At 64.1% G+C, this 25,440-nt stretch carries 17 protein-coding genes and 1 pseudogene; 6 read left to right on the forward strand and 12 right to left on the reverse strand.

Annotated features, from left to right (window positions below; genetic code table 11):
- Positions 1–298 precede the first annotated feature (298 nt).
- Positions 299–2,251 carry a 4-alpha-glucanotransferase gene (gene malQ, locus LQG66_RS32045; RefSeq protein WP_231319802.1) on the forward strand — a complete coding sequence of 651 codons (1,953 nt, stop codon included), beginning with the start codon at positions 299–301 and terminating at the stop codon, positions 2,249–2,251.
- A 28-nt stretch (positions 2,252–2,279) separates the two neighbouring features.
- Positions 2,280–4,097 (forward strand): annotated as a pseudogene (locus LQG66_RS32050) (glycoside hydrolase family 15 protein); the annotation flags it as partial.
- A gap of 36 nt (positions 4,098–4,133) precedes the next feature.
- Here the strand turns inward: LQG66_RS32050 and LQG66_RS32055 are convergent.
- The 8 genes from LQG66_RS32055 to LQG66_RS32090 all read right to left on the reverse strand — a co-directional run bounded on the left by LQG66_RS32055 (position 4,134) and on the right by LQG66_RS32090 (position 13,063).
- Positions 4,134–4,946 (reverse strand): HAD family hydrolase, encoded by an 813-nt coding sequence (locus LQG66_RS32055; protein ID WP_231319804.1) that lies wholly within the window; start codon positions 4,944–4,946, stop codon positions 4,134–4,136.
- Positions 4,947–4,965: 19 nt separating this feature from the next.
- Positions 4,966–5,502 carry a gluconokinase gene (locus LQG66_RS32060; protein ID WP_425601264.1) on the reverse strand — a complete coding sequence of 179 codons (537 nt, stop codon included), beginning with the start codon at positions 5,500–5,502 and terminating at the stop codon, positions 4,966–4,968.
- A complete protein-coding gene (gene pgl / locus LQG66_RS32065; RefSeq protein WP_231319806.1) occupies positions 5,483–6,232 on the reverse strand; it encodes a 6-phosphogluconolactonase in 750 nt (249 codons plus the stop codon). Before pgl ends, LQG66_RS32060 begins: the two co-directional genes overlap by 20 nt.
- Before the next feature lie 3 nt (positions 6,233–6,235).
- Positions 6,236–7,759: a glucose-6-phosphate dehydrogenase gene (gene zwf / locus LQG66_RS32070; protein WP_231319807.1), complete on the reverse strand. Its 1,524-nt coding sequence runs from the start codon at positions 7,757–7,759 to the stop codon at positions 6,236–6,238.
- Positions 7,756–8,793: a phosphogluconate dehydrogenase (NAD(+)-dependent, decarboxylating) gene (gene gnd, locus LQG66_RS32075; protein WP_231328033.1), complete on the reverse strand. Its 1,038-nt coding sequence runs from the start codon at positions 8,791–8,793 to the stop codon at positions 7,756–7,758. The genes zwf and gnd overlap by 4 nt, the downstream gene beginning before the upstream one ends.
- A gap of 14 nt (positions 8,794–8,807) precedes the next feature.
- Complete coding sequence (locus tag LQG66_RS32080; RefSeq protein ID WP_231319808.1) at positions 8,808–11,654, reverse strand: bifunctional transaldolase/phosoglucose isomerase; 2,847 nt, start codon at positions 11,652–11,654, stop codon at positions 8,808–8,810.
- A gap of 290 nt (positions 11,655–11,944) precedes the next feature.
- Complete coding sequence (locus LQG66_RS32085) at positions 11,945–12,391, reverse strand: DsrE family protein (RefSeq protein WP_231319809.1); 447 nt, start codon at positions 12,389–12,391, stop codon at positions 11,945–11,947.
- Between the two features lie 54 nt (positions 12,392–12,445).
- A complete protein-coding gene (locus LQG66_RS32090; protein WP_231319810.1) occupies positions 12,446–13,063 on the reverse strand; it encodes a hypothetical protein in 618 nt (205 codons plus the stop codon).
- Between the two features lie 450 nt (positions 13,064–13,513).
- Here LQG66_RS32090 and LQG66_RS32095 point away from each other — a divergent pair, with 450 nt between their 5' ends.
- From LQG66_RS32095 to LQG66_RS32105, 3 genes are all read left to right on the forward strand, one after another.
- Positions 13,514–15,457 (forward strand): PrkA family serine protein kinase, encoded by a 1,944-nt coding sequence (locus tag LQG66_RS32095; protein WP_231319811.1) that lies wholly within the window; start codon positions 13,514–13,516, stop codon positions 15,455–15,457.
- Between the two features lie 185 nt (positions 15,458–15,642).
- Positions 15,643–16,920: a YeaH/YhbH family protein gene (locus LQG66_RS32100; RefSeq protein ID WP_231319812.1), complete on the forward strand. Its 1,278-nt coding sequence runs from the start codon at positions 15,643–15,645 to the stop codon at positions 16,918–16,920.
- Positions 16,917–18,455, forward strand: coding sequence for a SpoVR family protein (locus LQG66_RS32105; protein WP_231319813.1), 1,539 nt, complete (start codon positions 16,917–16,919; stop codon positions 18,453–18,455). The genes LQG66_RS32100 and LQG66_RS32105 overlap by 4 nt, the downstream gene beginning before the upstream one ends.
- A gap of 29 nt (positions 18,456–18,484) precedes the next feature.
- Here the strand turns inward: LQG66_RS32105 and LQG66_RS32110 are convergent, their stop codons facing one another.
- Positions 18,485–18,895, reverse strand: a complete 411-nt coding sequence (locus LQG66_RS32110; RefSeq protein ID WP_231328034.1) for a VOC family protein — start codon at positions 18,893–18,895, stop codon at positions 18,485–18,487.
- Between the two features lie 171 nt (positions 18,896–19,066).
- On the opposite strand from LQG66_RS32110, the gene LQG66_RS32115 reads away from it, so the two are divergent.
- On the forward strand, positions 19,067–20,350 hold the full coding sequence (locus LQG66_RS32115) for a TMEM143 family protein (protein ID WP_231328035.1): 1,284 nt from the start codon (positions 19,067–19,069) through the stop codon (positions 20,348–20,350).
- A 15-nt stretch (positions 20,351–20,365) separates the two neighbouring features.
- Here the strand turns inward: LQG66_RS32115 and LQG66_RS32120 are convergent, their stop codons facing one another.
- The 3 genes from LQG66_RS32120 to LQG66_RS32130 form a co-directional block, all read right to left on the reverse strand.
- Positions 20,366–21,421: a 2-oxoacid:ferredoxin oxidoreductase subunit beta gene (locus LQG66_RS32120; RefSeq protein WP_231319814.1), complete on the reverse strand. Its 1,056-nt coding sequence runs from the start codon at positions 21,419–21,421 to the stop codon at positions 20,366–20,368.
- Between the two features lie 130 nt (positions 21,422–21,551).
- Complete coding sequence (locus LQG66_RS32125) at positions 21,552–23,402, reverse strand: 2-oxoacid:acceptor oxidoreductase subunit alpha (RefSeq protein WP_231319815.1); 1,851 nt, start codon at positions 23,400–23,402, stop codon at positions 21,552–21,554.
- Complete coding sequence (locus LQG66_RS32130; RefSeq protein WP_231319816.1) at positions 23,372–25,171, reverse strand: FAD-dependent oxidoreductase; 1,800 nt, start codon at positions 25,169–25,171, stop codon at positions 23,372–23,374. Before LQG66_RS32130 ends, LQG66_RS32125 begins: the two co-directional genes overlap by 31 nt.
- Positions 25,172–25,440 lie beyond the last annotated feature (269 nt).

Raw genomic sequence — 25,440 nt, forward strand, 5'->3', positions numbered from 1 at the left:
GGAGGCGACTTGGCCCCGACAGATGCGGCTCTCCTCAAAAGGGGGCAGAATAGGGGAGAAAGCGTCTCGGGGAACGACGCTCTCGAACCTGTGCGCAAATTTGTTCACGGTGATGCCATTGACAACAAAACGGTGTCCCGGTTCGCTATGAATCGAGACGACCCCATACAAAGCTGCAGACGAGGGTTTTGTTCCCGAGGGAACGAGGCCAAGTGCGGCGCGTTAGGGGTCTATCCTCTTGCTGTCCAACAACAATTTCATGACGTGCGACTCCCTTCACGTCCAGATCGCGTGCCGAATGGATCTCTTCAAAGAAGCTCATAGTCTCGGAATCCTGACAGAATTCTATGACGGTCAGGGTCAGCGCCGCGTTACCGACGAGGCGGCCCTCAAAATCATCGTCGAGGCCTTCCCCAGGCCCACGCCTCACCGGCTGCTGAGCGGTGCAATCGTGATTCGGTCCGGGCAGCCGGCCCGCAGCCGGCTCAACGAGGCGGCCAAGCTGCCGGTCGTATGGACCATCAAGCGCGGGGATGTGCAGGTTGCCAGCGGTGAGACGGGCGAGGCGCTGGTCGAATGGCCAGCGGATCTTCCGGCGGGCAGCTATCGCCTCGAGCTTGCGGATGCGTCGTCATGCCGCGAGGATTTGCCGCTGCTGGTCGCTCCGGAGAAGGCGTTCGGTGGCGATTTCGACCGCGGCTGGCTGTTGGCGGTGCAGCTCTACGGCATTCGCTCAGGCCGCAACTGGGGCATGGGTGATTTCACCGATCTGGCCAATCTGATCGAGCTCGGAGCAAAGCTCGGCACCGACGGCGTCGGTCTCAATCCGCTGCATGCGTTGTTCGATGACCGGCCCGGGGATTTCAGCCCCTACGCTCCGAACAGCCGACTGTTCCTGAACGCGCTCTATGTCGATGTCGAGCAAGCCCCGGGCTTCCGGAAGCGGCCCGACAGCAAGCTGCTGCAGCAGCTGAGGCAAGCCGAGTTCGTCGATTACAAGGGGGTCGCGGCGCTGAAATGGCCGGCCCTGCGCGCCGCCTTCAAGGCCTTCATGGCGACGCCGGACAGCGCCGAGGCCGCCGAGTTCAAGACCTATCGGGCCGAGCGTGGCGACCTGCTCGCGCGCTTCACCTGCTTCGAAGTGCTGCGGCATCGCTTCCAGCAGCCATGGTGGGAATGGCCCGCGGAATGGCGCGAGCCCGACGCGGCGCGCTGTGCGGCGCTGCTCAACGGCCCCGACCGTCGTGAGGCCGAATTCGTGGCCTATGTGCAGTGGCTCGCCGAACGACAGCTGCGCCATTGCAAGGAGCTTGCCCATCGGCTGGGCATGAAGGTGGGTCTCTATCTCGACGTCGCGGTCGGCGTCCAATCCGACGGCTTCGACGCCTGGAACGAGCAGGGAGCCATCTCGCGGACGCTATCCGTCGGCGCGCCGCCCGATCCTTTGAATACGGTCGGACAGAACTGGGGCCTGGCCGGCTTCAATGCGCCGGGGCTCGAATTGAAGAACTTCGAACCCTTCCGGGAGATGGTGCGGGCGTCGATGCGCCATGCCGGTGCGATCCGGCTCGATCACGTGCTCGGTCTGAAGCGGCTCTATCTGGTCCCGCACGGCTTTCCGGCCAAGCAGGGGGCCTATGTCCAGATGCCCTTCGACGCGCTGCTGGCCGCCACCACAATGGAGAGCGTCGCGAACGAGTGCATCGTCATCGGCGAGGATCTCGGTACCGTTCCGGAAGGGTTTCGCGAGCAGATGGCCGATTGGGGCCTGTGGTCGTACAAGGTGATGATCTTCGAGCGCGACGACAATGGGCGCTTCCGCGATGTCGATGCCTATCCGCCGAACGCCCTGGTGACACTGAACACGCACGACCTCTCGACCTATGCCGGCTGGCGCTCGTTCGGCGATCTCACGACCAAGCGCGGGCTCGACATCGATCCCGGCGAGACCGACGAGGAGCGCTGGCGCGCGTTGGGGCTGTGGGACGAGGTGCTGCGCCACAACGCGATCGAAAAGAACGACGTCTATTCGGCGATCGGCTTCCTGTCGCGAACGCGGTCACGGCTGCTTGCGATTTCGCTGGAAGACCTGCTCGGCGTGGTCGACCAGCCGAACATTCCCGGCACGATCGACGAGCATCCCAACTGGCAGCGCAAGATGCCGGTCGCGATCGAAGACATCACCGGTGCGATCGATGCCGAGGCGCTGAGGGCGGCAACCGCCGAACGGATCAGCCCGGCGGGCGTTTGAGAAGCGGCGGGGGGCATTTGCATACGGATGTGAAATGTCCTGCAGGATCGAAGACTACGCGCTGATTGGTGATTGCGAGACGGCTGCGCTCGTCAGCCGCAACGGGTCGATCGACTGGCTGTGCTGGCCGGCTTTCGACTCGGATGCCTGTTTCGCGGCACTGCTCGGCGATCACGGCAATGGACGCTGGTTGATCGAGCCGGGCGGTGAGGTCACCGCAGTGTCGCGCCGCTATCGCGGCGACAGCCTGATTCTCGAAACCCGGTTCGAGACCGCTACAGGCACGGTCGAGCTGATCGACTTCATGCCGCCGCGGGGGAGCGCGTCCGACATCGTCCGCCTCGTTCGCGGTGTCTCCGGCCATGTCGGCATGCGCATGGACCTGATCATCCGCTTCGGCTTGGGCGTGGAGATTCCCTGGGTGAAGCGCTCGGAGGATCGTTCCGCGCTGCTCGCCATCTGCGGCCCGGACATGACGGTGCTGCGCACGCCGATCGAAACCCGTGGCGAGAACATGACGACGGTGGCCGAGTTCGAGGTCACGGCCGGCGACACCGTGCCGTTCGTGCTGACCTATGGACCCTCCCACCTCGCGGTGCCCAAGCCGATCGATCCGGATCAGGCGCTTGATGATACCGAGGCGTTCTGGACGGACTGGTCGGGCCGCTGCAGCTATCGGGGTGATCATCGCGACCTCGTGATGCGATCGCTGATCACGCTCAAGGCGCTCACTTATGGCCCGACCGGCGGTATCGTCGCGGCGCCGACCACCTCGCTGCCGGAGAAGCTCGGCGGCAAGCGCAACTGGGACTACCGCTTCTGCTGGCTGCGCGACGCCACCTTCACGCTGCTGGCGCTGATGAACTCCGGCTATACCGAGGAAGCGCTGGCGTGGCACAACTGGCTGCTGCGCGCGGCCGCTGGCGCGCCGGCCTGCATGCAGATCATGTATGGCATCATGGGCCAGCGGCGGCTGATGGAGTGGGAAGCGGAATGGCTGCCGGGCTATGAGGGCGCCCAGCCGGTCCGGATCGGCAATGCCGCTCATGCGCAGCTGCAGCTCGACGTCTATGGCGAGCTGATGGACGCCTTCCATCAGGCCCGCATGACCAAGCTGAAGCTGGATGACGGCACCTGGGAGCTGGAATGCGCGGTGCTCGATCATCTCACCGACTTCTGGGACCAGCCCGATAACGGCATCTGGGAGCGCCGCGGCGACGGCCGCCACTACGTCTTCTCCAAAGTGATGACCTGGGTGGCTTTCGACCGCGCCATCAAGAGCGCCGAGAAATTCGGCTTCGATGCGCCGCTCGAGCGCTGGACGCGGTTGCGTGACACCATCCACCGCGATGTCTGCGAAAACGGCTATGACGCCGGTCTCGACAGTTTCGTGGACTCCTATGGCTCGCAGCTGCTCGACGCGAGCCTGCTGCTGCTGCCCGCGGTCGGCTTCCTGCCGAGCTCCGATCCGCGTATCCGTGGCACGATCGAAGCGATCGAACAGCATCTGCTGCGTGACGGCTTCGTGCTGCGCCATGATCCGCGCGAGCTCTCCGCCGAGGAGGAGCAGCCGATCGAAGGCGCCTTCCTCGCCTGCACGCTGTGGCTGGCCGATGCGCATGTGCTGGCCGGCAACATCGCCAAGGCCGAGACGCTGTTCCAACGCGTGGTGGCCATTGCCAATGATGTGGGCCTGCTTGCGGAGGAATACGACACGCAGGCGCGGCGGCAGACCGGCAACTTCCCCCAGGCGCTCACGCACATCGCGCTGATCAACACGGCGCAGAATCTCAGCGGGGCCAAGAAGACCTGCGACAAGCCGGCAAAGCAGCGCTCCGAGTCCTGAGCCCGATGCGTGCGGCTTATCGGCTAGCCGTGTTGGTTAGCCTTGCGCGTTCTCGGCCAGGATCATCTCCATCGCATTGGCAAAGCCTTCGTCCTGGTTGGAGGTCGTGACGCGCTTGGCGTGGCTCTTCACCTCGTCGCTGGCGTTGCCCATGGCAATCGACAGCCCGCTGACCTCGAACATCGCGACGTCGTTGTGCATGTCGCCGATGGTGGCGACCTGTTCGAGCGGAATGCCGAGCCGCTCCGCCATGGCTGCAACGAAGGTCCCCTTGTTCCGGCCCGGCGGAGTGATGTCGAGGTAGTAGCTCTGCGAGCGGACGGCCGTCGCTTCGGCGCCCAGCGCCTCGCGCATCTCACCCTCGCAGCGGGCAAGCAGGTCGAAATCGTTGCTCGAGCCGACGATCTTGCAGGCGTTCGAGAGGTAAGGTGAGAAATCGTCGATGATCGTCGGCTCGGCACGGATCGCGCGCCGTTCGTTGGGGACGTAGTCGCCGTATGGATTGCGCGTCAGCCAGGCGTCGCTGGTGAACAGCCAGATGTCGACGCCGGACTGGTCGAGGAGATCGAGGCACCGCCCGGCGGCCGAGGCCGGGATCAGGCTCTGCTCCAGCGGTCGCATGTCGGCATCGATGATCGAGCTGCCGTTGAATGGTCCGACCGGCAGGCTGATCTGCAAGGGTTCGATCAGGAAGCTCATCCCGATCGCGGGTCGGCTGGAGGTGAGCGTGAAGGCGATGCCCGCTTCGTGCAGCTGGCCTACCGCCTTCGCCGCCCGTTCGGTCAAGACCTTGTCCTTGGTCAGAAGCGTGCCGTCAACGTCGGACACGACGAGAGCGATGCGGGTCATGAGCCCTTCCTGTTCGCGGTCAGGCTCGGCGCTGACCGATGTTGAGCTGTTGCAGGATGTCGTCGACGATCGCCGCCACGGGGGCATCGATCGAGACGGCGATGGGATGCTCGCCGGCGGCAGGTGCTTCCAGGGTGGCGAACTGACTGGCGAGCAGGCCGGGCGGCATGAAGTGACCCTGGCGATGCTCCATCCTGTCGGCGATCAACTCCCGGCTTCCTCTGAGATAGACCATGCGGACGTCGCTGTGGCCGGCGACCAGAATGTCGCGATAGGCCTTCTTGAGCGCCGAGCAGGCGATGATGACATGCTCGCCCGCCGCACGGCAGCGCGCGATCTCGTCGGCGATGGCCTGCAGCCAGGGGCGTCGGTCCTCGTCGGTGAGCGGGTGCCCCGCACTCATCTTGGCGACGTTGGCCGGCGGGTGAAAACTGTCGCCGTCTTCGAAGCGCCATCCGAGCCGCCGGCCGAGGGCTTCGCCGATCGTGCTCTTGCCAGAGCCGGATACGCCCATGATCACGAGCGCATGGGGCAGGTCAGACGTCGCCACTTTCATCCTCCGGCCACGCCGCGGCATCGATGAGCAGGAGCGTCTCATGGTCCGAGCGGGCGCGATTGGCCGGCAGGTTCTCGCCCGCGAGCACGCGCGTCAAGATCGGCCGCTTGTCGGCGCCGGCCACTTCGAACAGCATCGTCCAGCACGAGGCCAGCGTCGGCAGCGTCAGGCTGACGCGGGGCACGAACGGCGCGACGTTGGCGGTCTCGACGCCGACCACCCAGCGGTCCTGAACGTCGACGGCGGGAGAACCGGGAAACAGCGAGGCGGTGTGGCCATCCGGCCCGATGCCAAGCAGCACCAGGTCGAACAGGGGCCGCGTCGGATCGAGGCGGTCCGTACCATGGAACGCCTGCAACTCGTGCTCATAGCGCCGCGCGGCGGCGTGAGGATCCATCGTGTCCGTCTCAATCGCGTGAATGTTGGCGGCCGGCGCGCAGGCATCGAGAAACGCCGCGCGCGCCATGGTCATATTGTGCAGGGGATCGCCGGCCGGCACGAGCCGCTCGTCGCCGACGAACCAGTGCAGGCGCGGCCAGGGAATACGGGCCCGATAGGGTGCGGTCGCGAGCAGCTCATACAGCTGCTTGGGGCTGGAGCCGCCGGCGAGGCAGATCGCCACCCGTCCGGCATTGGCCTCGATCCGCGTCAACAGATGCTCGGCTGCGGTCCTGGCCATCGCCGCCTTGTCGGCGACGCGCACCAGTTTGCGGCCAGGCTGCGCGGCCATCGCCTAGCCCAGTTCACGCCAGCTGCGGCCGTCACGGGCCAGCAGATCGGCCGCTGCGTCAGGACCGTCGCTCCCGGCGGCGTAGGAATGGAGGCCATCCTGGCCGGCCTTCTTCCAGGCCTCGATGAAGGGCTGCACCGCTTTCCAGCCGGCTTCGACGCTGTCGGCGCGCTGGAACAGGATGTTGTCGCCGATCATGCAGTCGTAGATCAGCGTTTCATAGCCGGTGGCCGGTTCAGCCTGGAAATAATCCTTGTAGTTGAACTTCATCTGCACGCCGTCGGTGCGGATCGTGGGACCCGGCACCTTGGTGTTGAACTGCAGCGTGATGCTTTGGGTCGGCTCGATGCCGATGACGAGATAGTTTTCCGCCAGCGTCTCGACCGGCGTGCAGTTGAACATCGCGAACGGTGCCTGGCGGAACTTGATCGCGACCTCGGTGCGCTTGGCCCCGAGCGCCTTGCCGGTGCGCAGATAGAACGGCACCCCGGCCCAGCGCCAATTGTCGATCGTCAGCTTGAGGGCCGCGTAGGTCTCGGTCGTGCTGTCGGGACGCACGTCCTTGGTCCTGGAATAATCGGGCAGTTCGGTGTCGCCGATCATGCCGGCTACGTACTGGCCGCGGACCGAGTTCAGCAGCGCCTCTTGCTCGCTGACCGGCTGGATCGCAGACAGCACCTCGGCCTTTTCGGAACGGACCGTGTGCGCATCGAACCGCGCGGGCGGCTCCATCGCCACCAGCGAGAGCAGCTGAAACAGATGGTTCGGCACCATGTCGCGCAGCGCGCCGGTGGCGTCATAGAAGCTGCCGCGGGTGCCGACGCCGAGTTTCTCCTCGACCGTGATCTGCACGTGGTCGATGTGATGCCGGTTCCAGATCGGCTCGAACATGCCGTTGGCGAAGCGCAGCACCAGGATGTTCTGGACCGTCTCCTTGCCGAGATAATGATCGATCCGATAGATCTGATGCTCGGTGACGAGCTCCAGCAGCTCGTCGTTCAGCTTCTTGGCTGATGCGAGGTCGGTCCCGAACGGTTTTTCGACCACCAGGCGACGCCAGGCGTTGCCGTCTTCCCTCAGCAGGCCGACGCGTCCGAGTTGTTGAGCGATCGGCGCAAAGGCACTCGGCGGCGTCGCCAGATAGAACAGGCGATTGCCACCGGTTTCCCGCGCGGCCTCCAGTTTCTCCAGCCTTGCTTTCAACTGATCGAAACTGTCCGGCTCCCTGGGGTCGGCTTCGATCGCGGTCACGCATTGCAGAAGTTGTTTTGCGATCTCGTCCTCGATCGGACGGGTCGCGTATTTGCGCAAACCCTCCATCAGATTGTCACGCAGCTGCTCGCTCGATACGCCCTTGCGGGCAATGCCGACGATGCAGAACCGCTCCGGCAGCAGGTGACCGGCCGCGAGATTGTACAGCGAGGGCAGGACGAGCCGGTGGGTGAGGTCGCCGGTCACGCCGAAGATCACGAAAGCGCAGGCGTCGGGCTTGCGATGGTCGGGCTGACGAGGATGCGACGTAGTCACGCGCGGTCCACCTTGGGCTTGACGATCTCAGGCGCGCTCTGGTGCGCGGAGTCGGGATGCTGCTCGGGCTCCTTGTGTCCGCCGAAGCCCTCGCGCATCGCGGAGAGAATCTTTTCCGCGAAGGTATGGTCCTGGCGCGAGCGGAACCGGGCGAACAGGGCCGCGGTCAGCACTTCGGCCGGGACCGCCTCATCGATCGCGGCGTTGACAGTCCAACGTCCTTCGCCGGAATCCTCGACGAAGCCGGAATATGTCTCCAGACCCGGCTGTCGCGCCAGCGCAATCGCGGTGAGATCGAGCAGCCAGGACGGGATCACGCTACCCCGGCGCCACACTTCGGCGACATCGGCGAGGTCGAAGTCGAAGCGATGCTCTGCGGGCAGAGCGTGGCTGTTCGCATTCCTCAGGATGTCGAAGCCTTCGGCATAAGCCTGCATCAGGCCGTATTCGATGCCGTTATGGATCATCTTGACGAAATGCCCGGCACCGACGGGGCCGGCATGGATGTAGCCCTGCTCGACCCTGATGTCGCGCTGATTTCGGCCGGGGGTGGGCGGAATGTCGCCGCGGCCCGGTGCGAGGCTCGCGAAGATCGGATCGAGCCGGTCGACGACCGCCTTGTCGCCGCCGATCATCATGCAGTAGCCGCGATCGAGCCCCCAGACTCCGCCGGAGGTGCCGACGTCGACGTAGTGCAGGCCGCGCTCGTTCAGCGCCTTGCCACGACGCACATCGTCCTGCCAGAAGCTGTTGCCGCCGTCGATGACGACATCGTCGGGCTGCATCAGCTTCGTCAGTTGGTCGATCGTGGCCTCGGTGATCTTGCCGGCCGGCAGCATCACCCAGGCGTGGCGTGGCCCGTCGAGCTTGCCGACGAACTCTTCCAGGCTCGCGGCGCCGGTCGCGCCTTCGGAGGACAGAGCTGCGACCGCCTTGGGGTCGCGGTCGAAGACGACGCAGGAGTGACCCGCGCGCATCAGGCGGCGAACGATGTTGCCGCCCATTCGCCCGAGACCGATCATGCCGAGTTGCATTGACAATGACCTTCCTAGCTCAGCGCTTCGGTGATCGCGCTGTCGAGCATCTTCAGGCCCGATTTCAGATTGCCCTTCAGATGCACGCGCAGGGCGCGGCGGCCGCGTTCGGTGAGCACGTCGAAATCGCCGCGCGCCTGCGCCGCCTTGATGACGCCGAAGCTGGCCTTCTGACCAGGGATCGGCAGATCGTCGGCATCGTCTGCGGTGATCTGGAGAAACACGCCGCTGTCGGGGCCGCCCTTGTAGGCCTGGCCGGTCGAGTGCAGGAAGCGCGGGCCGAATTCGGCGCAGGTCGCGAGGTGCTTGGCGTCGCGCAGCTTGAGCCTGATGCGCTGCAACGCATCGATGTTGCCCGAATTGCGCTCGATATAGCCGAGCAGGGCAACGTAGTCGCCTTCGTCGGTGCGGCCGAGATGCGCCTTCAGCCAGGAGGCGAGGGTGCCGTTGGCGCCGTGCTCGCGCAAGCTCTCGGCGTTGTGAGCGTCGGTGTAGAGCTCGCAGTCCTTGATGGAGACGACCGGCTCCTCCGCAGGAAGCGCGCCGGTCTGCTCGAACGCTGCCGTCAGCTCCCGTGTCTTGATCTTGGCGGCCTCGACGTCGGGCTGGTCGAATGGATTGATGCCGAGGACTGCACCGGCCACGGCGGTCGCCATCTCGAAGCGGAAGAATTCCTGCCCGAGCTGGTCGATCGAGCTCATGACGATGCGCACGACGGGATGACCGGCTTCTTCCAGCGCTGCCAGCTTCGCGTCATGGTGGGCGACATCGTCGCCTTCGACCCTGATGTCGATGAAGAAGCGGTCGCTGCCGTAGGTGGATGGATCGCCGATCGGCTCGCCATCGATTGGAATCAGGCCCTTGCCTTCCTTGCCCGTGGATTCCGCGATCAGCTGCTCGGCCCAGGCGCCGAAATCCGCCACCTTGGGGGAGGCGAAGACCGTCACCTTGTCGCGGCCCTCCAGACCGGCGAGGCCCATCACCAGCCCGAGCTGGACTCCCGGGTTCTGCAGCGGCGGCACGTCAGGGCCGCAGGAGCGCACCATCGAGAGCGCGTTCGTGATCAGCCTGCGGACGTCGATGCCCGCGGTTGCTGCCGGCACCAGGCCGAATGGCGACAGCACCGAGTAGCGGCCGCCGATGGTGGGGTCGCCATGGAAGATGCGGGCGAAGCCCTGGCGTTGCGCCGCCTTCTCCAGCGATGATCCGGGATCGGTGACTGCAATGAAGCGGTGGCCCGCCTTGCTGGCGCCGATCGCTTCGCTCACGCGCGCAAAGAAATAGTCCTTCATCGCGTTGGGCTCGGTGGTGCCGCCGGATTTCGAGGAGACGATGAAGACCGTCCTGGAGATGTCGATGGTCTTCTCCATCGCGCGCACCTGCGCGGGATCGGTGGAGTCGAGCACATGCAGCTTGGGAAAGCCCGTCTTGCGCGGAAAAGTCTCGGCGAGCACTTCCGGTCCGAGGCTCGATCCGCCCATGCCGAGCACGACGGCGTCGGAAAATTTCTGTCCCTTCACCCGTTGCGCATAGTCCTCATAGTCGGCAACGTCAGCTTTGGTCGCGCTGGTCAGCCAACCCAGCCATTTGTGCTCGTCGCGGCCGGTCCACACCGTGGCGTCCTTGTGCCAGAGCCGCCGGATCTTGGCCGCCTTGCGCCATTCCTCGGTCGCCGCGGCGATCTTCTTCTCCAGCGGCGCGCCTGGCGCGATCGTCTGTTGACCCAATTCGATGCCGAGGACCGTCGCACGCTTGTAGGCGACCGCGCCGTAGAGCTTGTCGGCGGCGTCGGCAAACTGCTTGACGCCGTCGATCACGAGGTCGGCGGTGATCTCGTCGAGCGAGATGCCGGTCTTTGCAAGGTCATCAAGGGCCGCCCGGGCGGCCTCGACGTCTTCTTCCAGGCTGTCGCGCGCCTTGCCATGGTCGCGGAACGCATCCAGCGTCGCCGGCGGCACGGTGTTGACGGTGTTCGGCCCGATCAATTCCTCGACATAGAGGACGTCGCTGTAATCCTTGTTCTTGGTGCCCGTCGACGCCCATAGCAGGCGCTGTGGCCTGGCCCCCTTGGCCGCCAGCCGCTCCCAGCGGTCTCCCGAGAACAGCTGCTTGTAATCCTGGTAGGCCATCTTGGCGTTGGCGATGGCGATCTTGCCCTTCAGCGCGGCGAGCCGTTCCTTCTCGCTCGGATCGTTGGCCTGGGCGATCTTCTCGTCGAGCTGCTTGTCGACGACGCTGTCGATGCGACTGACGAAGAAGGAGGCCACGCTCGCGATATGCGACGGATCGCCGCCACCGGCGACATAGGCTTCGAGACCCGCGAGATAGGCTTCCGCGACCTGGCGATAGACGTCCTGTGAGAACAGGAGCGTGATGTTGACGCTGATGCCGCGGCTGATCAGGTGTCGGATCGCCGGCAGGCCGGCATCGGTGGCCGGCACCTTGATCATCAGGTTCTTGCGGTCGACGGCCTTCCAGAGTTGCTCGGCTTCGGTGGTGGTCCCATCGGTGTCCATCGCCAGATAGGGCGAGACTTCGAGGCTGACGAAACCGTCATTGCCGTCGAACCGGTCATAGACCGTGCGCAGCACGTCGGCGGCGTTCTGGATATCCTCGACCGCGACCGCCTCGAACAGCTGCGTCGGCGAGCGGTCGCCACTCTTCAGTGCCTTTGCGATCGGCGCGTCATATTCGTCCGAACTGCCGATCGCCTTTTCGAAGATTGCGGGATTTGACGTGACACCCTTGACGCCGTCCTCGTCAATCAGCCGCTTGAGGTCGCCCTTGGCGACGAAGCCGCGTGCGAGGAAATCGAGCCAGACCGCCTGGCCGTGTTCTTCGAGAGCTTTGACCGGATTCATGATGCCTATCTATGTGCGTCGGCTTGCTTTTTTTGGTTCCCGTCCGGCAGCGTGCCAGACGGACATGGACCAGACATGAACGACTATGCGCCACGCCTGCCGATAACGCCATTCATATTGGATTGATCCGTCTTGGATCCCAAAAGGCTTGGATCCCAAAAGGCTTGGATCCTAGAAGGCTTGGATCCCAAGAGGTTGGTGCCGATCGGGCAGGGGTGTTGCAAGCAGGGGTCTTGCAAGCAGGTGTCTTGCAGGGGGGCATCGAGATCGTCGGGCGCCGAGCCCTCAGATCAAGGGCGCAGGTAGAGATAGCCCTTCGACTGCAACTCGGCGATCCGGACCACGCCGCCTCGGTCGGCTACGACGAAACCGGGCAGCAGATCGTTCAGAGTGAGGTTCTGCGCCTTCATCGTGTTGCCGCAGGCAGCCAGCTGCAAACCTGCCCTGGAGAAATGTCCGACGCGGGTCTTGACGTCCTGGGCTGCGCCCGCGGCAAAGGCGCGCAATGCCGGGCCATGGACGACGAGCGCGATCGTGACCTGATCCGGGCCGCCGACACCGTCGTAATGGTTCTGAATGTTGCCGAGAACGAAGCCGACCTTGTCGATCTCATTCAAATGATAGACGACCTTGAGCCTATCGTTAGATTGGCTTCTCTCCGCGGATCGTGCGCGCGAGCTTGCGAACACTGCGCCGAGAGCGGAGAGGGCTCCGCCCAGCAAATTGCGCCGATGCATGGTCCTGCTCCTTGCAAACCTGAAACGCCGCCACATGTGTTTGGGAGTATGCCATCATTTGTGCCGGATGCCCGCGAGTTCCTTGCGGTCGGTCATGAGTCCCGCGCAGTCCGCGGTGTCGGTGCGGTCGAGCCGGAAGATCTTGTCGTCGCTCCCTGCGATCAGCGCGTCCGCGGCGTCATCGTCGGGCTTGTTGCCGCGTTGCCAGACCGTGATGCGTGTCAGACGCACGATCGCGGACGTATCGTCCTTCGACATCGCGATCTCGATGCCGCCGCCCTCGCAGTCGACCGGGCAGCCGTAGCGGATCTCGTGTCCGCCATCCTCGGCGCGAATGTGGTCGCACGATCCGCTGGAGTCGAAATCGCCGGCGCGGTCGCGGTAATTGACGCCGAGGCGAAACGAATAACCCATGATGCTTTCGCCTTGCGGAATCTCCGCCGTGACCAGAAGCTGCATCGCACGGACCTTCTGCTTGGGATGCTGCGCCAGATGATCGGGCGTGTAGCGACGCGTGAAGCAGGCGTAGGCTCTTTGTCCGGGCGCCTTCGTGAAGACCCGCGCGTCGTACGCTCTCGCTTTCGCCGGACCGATGATGTCGTCCGCGCGCGCGCCGGTGCTGACACCGGCAAGTGCGACGCCGGTCAGGATGAACTGAAGAAGTCGCGCCATGATGTTTGTCCGCTGCCTGTGGCCCGCGCGCATCACGTCGCGCGACCGGTGAAACATTCCAGGCTTTGGTCGCTGCGGAGAAGATGCGCGTTCACTTGCGGTTCACTCGGGGGAGAGACACTGTTTTCGACGCCCCGTCAGGCGGAGTTCACGTGGCTTCACAAGGCCTTGTGCGGCGCAGGGAGACTACGGTGCCGGGGTATTGCGGATGTTGCGAAGCAGAGACAATGAGGTACAAATGGAGGGAGTCGGCCTGTTTTTGCCGAACTATTGAGCGAAGTGCATCTTGATAGGGCATAGGCTGCATGCACTTTGCGTTGCGGAAAAGGACGAAGAGGGTGCCCAATAGGGGCTAGCGCGCTTCATTCTGAGTCGGTTCGAGACCAGTAGGAACGTACTTGGATCTCGACCCGTTGCAGCAGTGCGGCGGAACCTACGTGGAGAGGGATCATGTACAACGATTCGTTGTTCAACGCGTTCGCTAGGTCGTTCGAGGCGCGAAGCCAGACCGACATGTCGATGCAGGAATATCTGGAATCGTGTCGAACCGACCCGATGCGATACGCGAACGCCGCTGAACGACTACTAGCAGCGATCGGTGAGCCTCAGATGATAGACACGGCCAAGGACCCACGCCTTGGCCGTATTTTTTTGAACCGCACCGTTCGCCTGTATCCGGCCTTCGCCGGGTTCTACGGCATGGAAGACACGATCGAACGCATCGTCGGCTTCTTTCGGCACGCGGCCCAAGGTCTCGAAGAGCGCAAGCAGATCCTCTATCTGCTCGGGCCGGTCGGTGGCGGCAAGTCGTCGCTCGCCGAACGCCTCAAGCAATTGATGGAAGTTCATCCGATCTACGTGCTCAAGGCCGGCGATGAACTGAGCCCGGTGTTCGAATCGCCGCTCGGGCTGTTCGATCCTGATACACTCGGGCCGATGCTGGAGGAGAAATACGGCGTTCCGCGCCGCCGCCTCACCGGGCTGATGAGCCCCTGGTGCTACAAGCGGCTGGAAGCGTTCGGCGGCGACATCTCGCAGTTCCGCGTCGCCAAGCTGCAGCCGTCGCGGCTGCGGCAGATCGGCATCGCCAAGACCGAGCCGGGCGACGAGAACAACCAGGACATCTCCTCGCTGGTCGGCAAGGTCGACATCCGCAAGCTCGAGACCTATGCGCAGAACGACCCCGACGCCTACAGCTATTCGGGCGGCCTCAATCGCGCCAACCAGGGCATCCTCGAATTCGTCGAGATGTTCAAGGCGCCGATCAAGATGCTGCATCCGCTGCTGACGGCGACGCAGGAAGGCAACTATATCGGCACCGAGAACATCGGCGCCATTCCCTACAACGGCGTGATCCTCGCCCACTCCAACGAGGCGGAGTGGCAGAGCTTCAAGACCAACAAGAACAACGAAGCCTTCATCGACCGTATCTGCGTGATCAAGGTTCCGTACTGCTTGCGCGTCACCGAGGAGCGCAAGATCTACGAGAAGCTGATCCATGGCTCCGAGCTCTCCGCCGCGCCCTGTGCGCCGGCCACGCTGGACACGCTGGCCCGCTTCTCGGTGATGTCGCGGCTGCGCAAGCACGAAAACTCGACGCTCTATGCCAAGATGCGGATCTATGACGGCGAGAGCCTGAAGGAGTCCGATCCGAAGGCGCGCAGCGTGCAGGAGTATCGCGACGCTGCCGGTGTCGACGAGGGCATGGACGGCATCTCCACCCGTTTCGCCTTCAAGGTGCTGGCTGCGACCTACAATCACGACACGTCGGAGGTTTCGGCCGACGCGGTTCATCTGATGTACGTGCTGGAGCAGTCGATCCGGCGCGAACAGTTGCCCGAGGAAATCGAGAAGCGCTATCTCGAATTTATCAAGGCCGACCTGGCGCCGCGCTATGCGGAGTTCATCGGCCATGAGATCCAGAAAGCCTATCTGGAGTCCTACTCCGATTATGGTCAGAACCTGTTCGATCGTTACGTCGACTATGCCGACGCCTGGATCGAGGATCAGGACTTCAAGGATCCCGATACGGGACAGCTGCTCAACCGCGAATCGTTGAACCAGGAGCTGACCAAGATCGAGAAGCCGGCCGGGATTGCCAATCCGAAGGACTTCCGCAACGAGGTTGTCAAGTTCTCTCTGCGTTCGCGGGCCCAGAATGGCGGCAAAAATCCGTCCTGGACCTCCTACGAAAAGATCCGCGAAGTCATCGAAAAGAGGATATTCTCTCAGGTCGAGGACCTTCTGCCGGTCATCTCCTTCGGCAGCAAGAAGGATGGCGATACCGAGAAGAAGCACGACGACTTCGTCGCGCGCATGGTCGAACGCGGCTACACCGAGCGGCAGGTCCGCCGGCTGGTCGAATGGTACATGCGGGTGAAGCAGGCGGGTTAAAGCGTGTTCCGGCGCCGATGTCCGCCTCCCGTGAGGGGCTTCGGCGGATGTTGGGCGCCAGAGCAACGTCGGTGAAGTGTTGATGCGGGTGCAGCGCGTCGGGTCGGAAGGTTGCACCGCGACATCGCGGCGGGGGAGAGGGAGCGTCGAATCCGCCGCACCAGGAGGCGTATGGAAACGTGGTCATGCACATCATTGATCGGCGCCTGAACCCGGGCGGCAAAAGTCTCGAGAACCGTCAGCGATTTTTGCGCAGAGCCAAGGCCTTGGTTCAGGGAGCTGTCAAGAAGACGTCGCAGGATCGCGGCATCAAGGACGTGCTGGAGGGCGGCGAAGTCTCGATCCCGCTCGACGGCATGGATGAGCCGCGCTTCCGCCGGGAAGGCGGCACGCGCGACATGGTGCTGCCCGGCAACAAGAAGTTCGTCGAGGGCGACATCCTGCCGCGCTCCGGTGACGGCAGCGGCCGCAAATCGGCACCGGGGCAGGGCGACAGCGAGGATGCGTTCCGCTTCGTGCTGAGCAAGGAAGAGTTCGTCAACCTGTTCCTCGACGATCTCGAGCTGCCCGATCTCGCCAAGCGCAAGTTCGCCGAGGCCGAGAGCCACGCGCTGCAGCGCGCCGGCTATGCGACCTCGGGTTCGCCGGCCAATATTTCGATCAGCCGCACCGTGACCCGGGCGCTCGCCCGGCGCGTCGCGCTGCGCCGGCCGCGGCCGCAGGCGATCGCCGAACTCGAGGCCAGGCTGGAGCAGGAGAGCGACGAAGAGAAACGTGCCGAGCTCCTCGCCGAGCTCGAGGCGCTGAAGGCCAAGGCCAAGCGCATTCCGTTCATCGACCCGATTGACATCCGCTATCGCCGCTTCGAGACCGTGCCGAAGCCGGTCGCCCAGGCCGTGATGTTCTGTCTGATGGACGTCTCCGGCTCGATGTCGGAGCACATGAAGGACCTCGCCAAGCGGTTCTACATGCTGCTCTACGTGTTCCTGACCCGGCGCTATCGCCATGTCGAGATCGTGTTCATCCGTCATACCGATCGTGCCGAGGAGGTCGACGAGCAGACCTTCTTCTACGGACCGGCATCGGGCGGCACGCTGGTGTCGAGCGCGCTGCAATGCATGCACGACATCGTCCGCTCGCGCTTCCGCCCGAGCGATTGGAACATCTACGCGGCGCAGGCCTCCGACGGCGACAACGCCACCTCGGATTCCGAGAATGTCGCACGCCTCTTGACCGACAACATCCTGCCGGTGTCGCAGTTCTTCGCCTATCTCGAGGTCGGCGAGTCCGGCACCTATTCGTTCGAGATGCCCGATTCCTCATTGTGGTCGCTGTACGAGCGGCTGCGCGCCGGCGGCGCACCTTTGTCGATGCGCAAGGTGCGCGACCGCAGCGAGATATTTCCTGTCTTCCACGACCTGTTTCAGCGTCGCGGCACGACGCAGGAGAGGGCGGCCTCATGAGCGAGCTTCTGTTCGAGGGCGCGGACTGGAACTTCTCGACACTGCAGCGCATCCACGATGCCTGCGAGACGGTGGCCCACAGGGAGCTCGGGCTCGACACCTATCCCAACCAGATCGAGGTGATCACGGCCGAGCAGATGCTCGACGCCTATTCCTCGGTCGGCATGCCCTTGTTCTACAGGCATTGGTCGTTCGGCAAGCACTTCGCCTATCACGAGGCCTCGTATCGCAAGGGCCTCATGGGCCTCGCCTATGAGATCGTGATCAATTCCTCGCCCTGCATCTCCTATCTGATGGAGGAGAATACGGCGACGATGCAGACGCTGGTCGTCGCCCATGCCGCGTTCGGTCACAACCACTTCTTCAAGAACAACTATCTGTTCAAGCAGTGGACCGACGCCGACGGCATCCTCGACTATCTTGATTTCGCCCGCGGCTACGTCGGCCAATGCGAGGAGCGCTATGGCCGGCTCGCGGTCGAGCACACGCTCGACGCCGCGCATGCGCTGATGTCGCACGGCGTCGACCGCTATCCCGGCAAGAAGAAGCTCGACTTCCGCGAGGAGGAGAAGCGGGCCGGCAAGCGCAGGCTCTACGAGGAGGGCACGTTCAACGATCTCTGGCGGACGGTGCCGACCGGCCCGGTCAAGACCAGCGCGGTGTTGAACGTCGAGCGCCGTCGCGCGCTGCTCGGCCTGCCGCAGGAAAACCTGCTCTATTTCCTGGAGAAGACCGCGCCGCGGCTGGCCCCCTGGCAGCGCGAATTGCTGCGCATCGTGCGCCACATCGCCCAGTATTTCTATCCGCAGGGCCAGACCAAGGTCATGAACGAGGGCACGGCGACGTACGTGCATTATCGCATCATGAACCGGCTGCACCAGGACGGCCGTCTGACCGACGGCAATTTCCTCGAATTCCTGCAGTCGCACACCAACGTCGTATTCCAGCCGGAGTTCGACGACCCGCGCTTCTCCGGCTTCAACCCCTATGCGCTCGGCTTTGCGATCATGCAGGACATCGAGCGGATCGTGAAGGACCCGACCGAGGAAGACCGCGAATGGTTTCCGGACATCGCGGGCACGGGCGACGAGATGGCGGTGCTGCGCGACGTCTGGGCGAATTATCGCGACGAAAGCTTCATCACCCAGTTCCTGAGTCCGAACCTGATCCGGCAATTGCGGCTGTTCCATCTGCATGACGATCCGGCAGAGCGCGCCGGCGTCCTCGTCGACGCCATCCACGACGAGCGCGGCTATCGCCGTATCCGCCGCGAGCTGTCGAAGCAGTATGACGTTGGCTACATCGATCCCAACATCGAGGTGGTCGATGTCGACCTCGCCGGTGACCGTCGCCTGATGCTGCGGCATACCGTGGTCAAGGGAGCCCAGCTCGCCGAGACCGACACCAAGCGCGTCCTTCAGAATCTTGCCGATCTCTGGAGCTATGACGTATCGCTCGTCGAGGTCGACGCCGCCACCGACAAGGTGCTGAAGGAGTATGTGCTCAATCCGCGGATACAACCGGCGGCCGCGTGACGCGGCCGCCAAGCCTTAGACGTCAAGCCTTAGATATCCGCATACACCTCCAGCAGATTGCCGTCGGGATCCCTGAAGAACAGGGTCCGGTGGCCGAAGGGCTGGTCCGTCGGCGGCTCCAGCAGGGCAACACCCTTTTGGGTCAGCTCGGCCGCGCAGCGGTCGACATCGTCGCGGGCCACCTTGAAGGCGAGTTGAAGCGACGCGCTTCCCGGTGGCGTCGGCAGATCCGATGCAAGTCGCTGCGGCTCCGCGAGCGCCAGTGTATTGCTGCCGACCTGATACTCGATCCACCGCGGTGACAGCTCCCGGAGCAGCGGAAATCCGAGGATGTCCTGGTAGAAGCGACGCATGGCGGCCCAATCGCGCGCCAGGATCACGGTGTAGTCGATGGCCCGGATGGCGCGGAACGGCGATGCATTGTCCTTGGCGTCAGTCATCATCAGTCCTTCCCGGTGCTGCGGGCAAGCAAAGCCCGCATTTTGCGTCCCGCGGCGAGTGGCGCCGGCGTATCGGCCTCGCTATGGTGCGCGCGTGAACAGGCCGCCGTGCCGGCCATCGGACAGTCGGATCGGCTGTTCATAGCAGATCGAAGCTCGGGCGTGAGACGCGTGGTCGGATCAGGGGACACGGTTGCAGCGGAGCGGCGGGACCGGTTCATCCCGCTGCGCAAGTCCGACATCCTGGACGGCCTGATGTCGCACGGCGGCCTCGATGACGGGCAGTCAGCCGCGCTGCGGCAGCTGGCCCACATGCTGGGAGCGATCCTGCATCATCAGTATTTCGATGAGCTGGACCGGCTGCGCGAGGCCTATTTCGACTTCGATCCCGAGGTGGCCGTAGGACGGCACCGGTCGGCCGGGGATCTCGATGCCGCCTATCGCGGCCTGACCGACGAATTTGTCCGCGTGCTCAGCGAGGCCAATTTCGTCGAGATCTCGCATGCCGAGATCGAGCGCGCCTTTGCCGAGCACGCGCTGGTGCGGGTCAAGCTGAAGGCGCCGATCTCGGACTATCGCGACGTTCGCATGTTCCGGCGCGGACAGCACAGCGAAACCATCGAGGTCCCCGTGCTGTATGGCTTGCGGCGGCGGTCGCACGAGGTCGAGGTCTATGACGACATCGTGCTGATGGTGGCGACGAAGCCGGATGAGCCCGGTGGCAAGCCGCGCAAGCTCCGGGCGGGCGCCTGGCGCAGCCGCAACAGGATCCGCGGCGGCGCCGTGCTGTTCAAATATTTCCGCCACATCGCGCGCTTCGACCTCGAAGCGTTGCTGCCGAACGTCCGCGTCGTGATGGGCATTCGGGATCAACTGACCCTGGGCGTGCCGGCGCTGGTCGGCGGCGTGCCGATCCTGCTCAAGCTTGCCTCGACCCTGACGGTGCTGTTCATCGTCGCCGGGTTCTATCTCGGCCTCAGCGGCACCGCGCACGACAACGACACGGAGCAGGCGCTGGCGGCGCTCTCAGGTCTGTTTGCGCTTGGTGCCTTCATCTTACGGCAATGGGGCAATTTCCACCGCCAGTCGCTGATCCATCAGAAGCAGGTCACCGACAACATCTACTTCCGCAACGTCAACAACAATTCCGGCATCTTCAACTACCTGATCGGCGAGGCCGAGGACCAGGACTGGAAGGAGGCGGTGCTGGCCTATGGTGGCCTGCTGCTGGCGTCCGTCCCGCTCAGCCGCGCGATGCTGGGCAGCCATGTCGAGGAGTTGCTGCAGCAGATGTTCGGATTGGGGCGCGCATTCAACGTCGACGAGGCCCTGACGAGGCTGCGCGAGTTCGGTCTCGTCAGTGGTGGCGACGACGCGCTGTCGGCGTTGCCGCTGCCGGAGGCGATCGGACAGCTGGAGCTGGTCTGGGCCAAATCGCTGCAGCCGCGGCCGTAAGACGCGGCGGATCGCCTATCTCAGGCTCGCATTGATCTTGTCGAGCGCGGCCTGTCCGGGACACAGATCCGCTGCCTCCAGCCGGTTGAGCGGCCGCTCCACCGTGTTGAGATGGCTGTGCAGGTCGTCGGCCTCCGGATCGACATAGAGCAGGCCGGTCACGATCTGGCCCTGCGCCGCGTGCTTCTGCAGGAAGGTCATCGCGCCGAGCCGGTCATGCGGATCGTAGTCGGCGTCGATCTTGCGCAGCGCCAGCCGCGAGCCGTCATGCTGCTCGACGATCTGCACCGTGCCCGGATCCTGGTCGATCTCGATCGGGTCACGCCCGGTCAGCACGTCCAGCCGGTTCACCGCGTCATTGTGCTCGCGCACGTAATCGAAGCTCTTGGTCGAGCCGGCGTGGTTGTTGAAGGCGATGCACGGGCTGACCACGTCGATGAAGGCGGCGCCCTTGTGCTGGATCGCGCCGGCGATGATCGGCACCAGCTGCTTCTTGTCGCCCGAGAACGAGCGCGCGACGTAGGTCGCGCCCAGCTGCAGCGCGATGCCGACGAGGTCGATCGCGTTGTCGGTGTTGGTGACGCCCTTCTTGGACTTGGAGCCGCGGTCGGCGGTGGCCGAGAACTGGCCCTTGGTCAGGCCGTAGACGCCGTTGTTCTCGACGATATAGGCCATGTTGACGCCGCGCCGGATCGCATGGGCGAACTGGCCGAAGCCGATCGAGGCGGAATCGCCGTCACCGGAGACGCCGAGATAGATCAGCTCGCGGTTGGCGAGGTTGGCGCCGGTCAGCACCGACGGCATGCGGCCATGTACGGTGTTGAAGCCGTGCGAATTTCCCAGGAAATAGTCCGGCGTCTTCGACGAGCAGCCGATGCCTGAGATCTTGGCGACCCGGTGCGGCTCGATCGACAGCTCGAAGCAGGCCTCGATGATCGAGGCCGTGATCGAATCGTGGCCGCAGCCGGCGCACAAGGTCGAGATCTTGCCCTCGTAGTCGCGATGGCTGTAGCCGAGCGTGTTCTTCTTGATGCCGGGATGCTGGAATTTCGGCTTTGCGATGTAGGTCATGAGAGCCTCGCATCAACCGGCATCGTCATGGCCGGACTTGTCCCGGCCATCCACGTGGGCGCCTGAACAAAGGAAGACGTGGATGCCCGGCACAAGGCCGGGCATGACGGTGGAGAGAGTGGACGCGCGATCATGACACGGCCTTGCGCAATGGCGTCACTTTGATGTGGTCCTGGTGGTTGCCGATCTGATCGGCAATGAAGCGTGCCGTGATCGGCGTGCCGTCATAGTGCAGGATCGGAACCAGGCGGACCGGGTCGATGCCGTTCTCGTTGACGATCAGCTGGCGCAGCTGGGCGTCGCGGTTCTGCTCGACCACATAGACGAAGTCGTGCTCGGCGATGAAGCTCGCCACGCTCGAATGGAACGGGAAGGCACGGATGCGAAGGCGGTCGAGATGGTGGCCGCGCGATTCCAACAGTCCGATCGCCTCGTCCATCGCCGGCGCCGTCGAGCCGAAATAGATCACGCCATATTTGGTCGGCTTGGCGGCATTGGCCTGCAGCGGCCGCGGCACCATGTCCTGCGCGGTCTGGAACTTGCGCAGCAGACGCTGCACGTTGTCAGCGTAGACGGCACCTTCCTCGGAGTAGCGCGCGTAGCGATCGCGCGAAGTGCCGCGGGTGAAGTACGAGCCCTCGGTCGGATGCGTGCCGGGATAGGTACGGAACGGGATGCCGTCACCATCGACGTCGAGATAGCGGCCGAAGTCGCGGCCTTCCTCCAGCATCTCGGCGGTCATCACCTTGCCGCGGTCGTACTGTTTGGCGTCGTCCCATTTGAGCGGGCGGCACAGCCGCTGGTTCATGCCGATGTCGAGGTCGAGCATCAGGAAGATCGTGGTCTGCAGCCGCTCGGCGAGGTCGAAGGCGACGGCTGCGAACTCGAACGCTTCGGCCGGGTCCTCGGGGAATAGCAGCACGTGCTTGGTATCGCCATGCGAGGCATAGGCGCAGGCGATGAGATCGCATTGCTGGGTGCGGGTCGGCATGCCCGTCGAGGGACCGGCGCGCTGTACGTTCATGATGACGGCCGGGATCTCCGCGAAGTAGGACAGGCCGATGAACTCGGTCATCAGCGAGACGCCTGGGCCCGAGGTGGTCGTGAAGGCGCGGGCGCCGTTCCAGGATGCGCCGACCACCATGCCGATCGACGCGAGCTCGTCCTCGGCCTGCACGATGGCATATTTGGCCTGGCCGGTCTCCGGATCGTGCCGCAGCTTCTTGCAGTGACTGGTAAAAGCCTCTGCCAAGGACGACGATGGCGTGATCGGATACCAGGCGCAGACCGTGGCACCGCCATAGACCGCGCCGAGCGCGGCGGCATTGTTGCCCTCGATGAAGATGCGGTCGCCGACCTTGTCGGCCTTGCGAATGCGCAGCCCGATCGGGCATTTCAGGTTCTGCAGCGCCCAGTCGCGGCCGAGATGCAGCGCATGGACGTTGGAGGACAGGAGCTTCTCCTTGCCCTTGTACTGTTCGCCGATCAGCTGCTCGATCAGCTTGGGATCCATGTCGAGCAGGGCGGAGAGCGCGCCGAGATAGATGATGTTCTTGAACAGCTGGCGCTGGCGCGGATCGCTGTAGGTCGAGTTGGTGATCGCGGTCAGCGGCACGCCGATCACGGTGATGTCGTCGCGGAATTTGGTCGACGGCATCGGCTTGGTCGAATCGTAGAACAGATAGCCGCCCGGCACGATGCCGGCGACATCCTTGTCCCAGGTCTGCGGGTTCATCGCGACCATCAGGTCGGTGCCGCCGCCGCGCGCGCCGAGATAGCCGGCCTCGGTGACGCGCACCTCGTACCAGGTCGGCAGGCCCTGGATGTTGGACGGGAAGATGTTGCGTGGGCTCACCGGCACTCCGTGGCGGAGCACGGCGCGCGCGAACAATTCATTGGCGCTGGCCGAGCCCGAGCCGTTGACGTTGGCGAAGCGGACGACGAAGTCGTTTACGCTGCTGAGCGGCGCTTGCTGGGACATGCGTTACCTGCGTGAGTCGTCTCGATGAAATACTTCTGCATGTCCCACGCACCGGTGGGGCAGCGTTCGGCGCACAGGCCGCAATGGAGGCAGACGTCCTCGTCCTTCACCATCACGCGCCCGGTCTTCAGGTCCGACGACACGTAGAGGCTCTGGTCGGGATGAACAGACGGCGCTTTGAGCCGCGAGCGCAGATCAGCCTCCTCGCCGTTGTCGGTGAAGGTGATGCAGTCCATCGGACAGATGTCGGCGCAGGCATCGCATTCGATGCACAGCGTGTCGGAGAACACCGTCTGCACGTCGCAGTTCAGGCAGCGGTGCGCCTCGCCGAGCGCGAGCTTGACGTCGTAGCCGAGCTCGACCTCGGTGCGGATGTCCTTCAGCGCGACGACCTTGTCGCGATGCGGCACCTTGAAGCGCTTCTCGGCCGAGATGTCGTTGTCATAGCTCCATTCGTGGATGCCCATCTTCTGCGAGGAGATGTGCACCTCGGGCAGCGGCCGCTCGGTGATGTCCTCGCCCGACAGCAGGCGATGAATCGACAGCGCGGCCTCATGGCCCTGAGCGACGGCCCAGATGATGTTCTTCGGACCGAAGGCGGCATCGCCGCCGAAGAACACCTTCGGGTTCGTCGAGACGAAGGTGGTCGGATCGACCTTGGGCATGTGCCGCTTGTCGAAATCGACGCCGCAGTCGGCCTCGATCCAGGGAAACGCGTTCTCCTGGCCGACCGCGACCAGCACGTCGTCGCACGGATAGGTCTCGTCTGCCTCGCTCGACGGCACCAGCGAACGCTGGCCGTTGGCGTCATATTCGGCCTTCACCTTCTGGAAGGTGACGCCGGTCAGCTTGCCGTTGTCGTGGTTGAAGGCGACGGGGACGAGATAGTTGAGGATCGGAATGTCCTCGTGCAGCGCGTCCTCCTTCTCCCAGGGCGACGCCTTCATCTCCTCGAAGCCCGAGCGCACGACGACCTTGACGTCCTCGCCTCCGAGCCGGCGCGCGGTACGGCAGCAATCCATCGCGGTGTTGCCGCCGCCGAGCACGATCACGCGCCTGCCGATCTTGTCGGTGTGGCCGAACGAGACGCTGGACAGCCAGTCAATGCCGAGATGGATATTACCGGCGGCTTCCTTGCGGCCGGGAATATCGAGCTCGCGGCCGCGCGGCGCGCCGGAGCCGATGAAAACAGCATCATAGTTTTCGGCCAGCAGCTTCTTCAGGCTGTCGATGCGATGACCAGCCTTGTAATCGACGCCGAGGCCGAGCACGTAGCCCGTCTCTTCGTCGATCACGCTGTCGGGCAGGCGGAATTTGGGGATCTGCGAGCGCATCATGCCGCCGGGCTTGGGGTCGGCGTCGAACACGGTGCAGTGATAGCCAAGCGGAGCGAGATCGCGCGCCACCGTCAGCGAGGCCGGGCCGCCGCCGACCAGCGCGATGCGCCGGCCGTTGCGTGGGCCCGGGCGCGGCATACGCGGCTGGACGTCGTCCTTGAAATCAGCTGCGACGCGCTTTAGGCGGCAGATCGCGACTGGGCTCTCCTCGACGCGACTGCGGCGGCAGGCCGGTTCGCAGGGGCGGTCGCAGGTGCGTCCGAGAATGCCCGGGAATACATTCGATTTCCAATTGATCATGTAGGCATCGCCGTAGCGACCCTCGGCGATCAGTCGGATGTATTCGGGGACCGGGGTGTGTGCGGGACAAGCCCATTGGCAATCGACGACTTTGTGAAAGTAGTCGGGGGCCGAAATATCAGTCGCTCTCATTCCTACCCTGTCCGCGCGGCGAACCATGATCGCGCGGCCTTCCTGAGATGAGGACGACTGTCGTTCAGGAGATGCGGCGGATCTGATACGGTCCGGAGCAGGCCCTGTTCGTCGCCCTTCTGTTTTTTGAATGGCTCAATTGAATAGTCTTATCAGACTAGAGCCATTCCAAGGCGCATACAAAGGCAAATTTGCAAAGCTGCCCTTCGTGCACAGTGTGCGGCGCCGTATTGCCGGCGGGATGCTGCCATCGAATTTGTTGCGTTGCG

The organism is Bradyrhizobium ontarionense (assembly GCF_021088345.1).
In the GTDB taxonomy this organism is placed as follows: domain Bacteria; phylum Pseudomonadota; class Alphaproteobacteria; order Rhizobiales; family Xanthobacteraceae; genus Bradyrhizobium; species Bradyrhizobium ontarionense.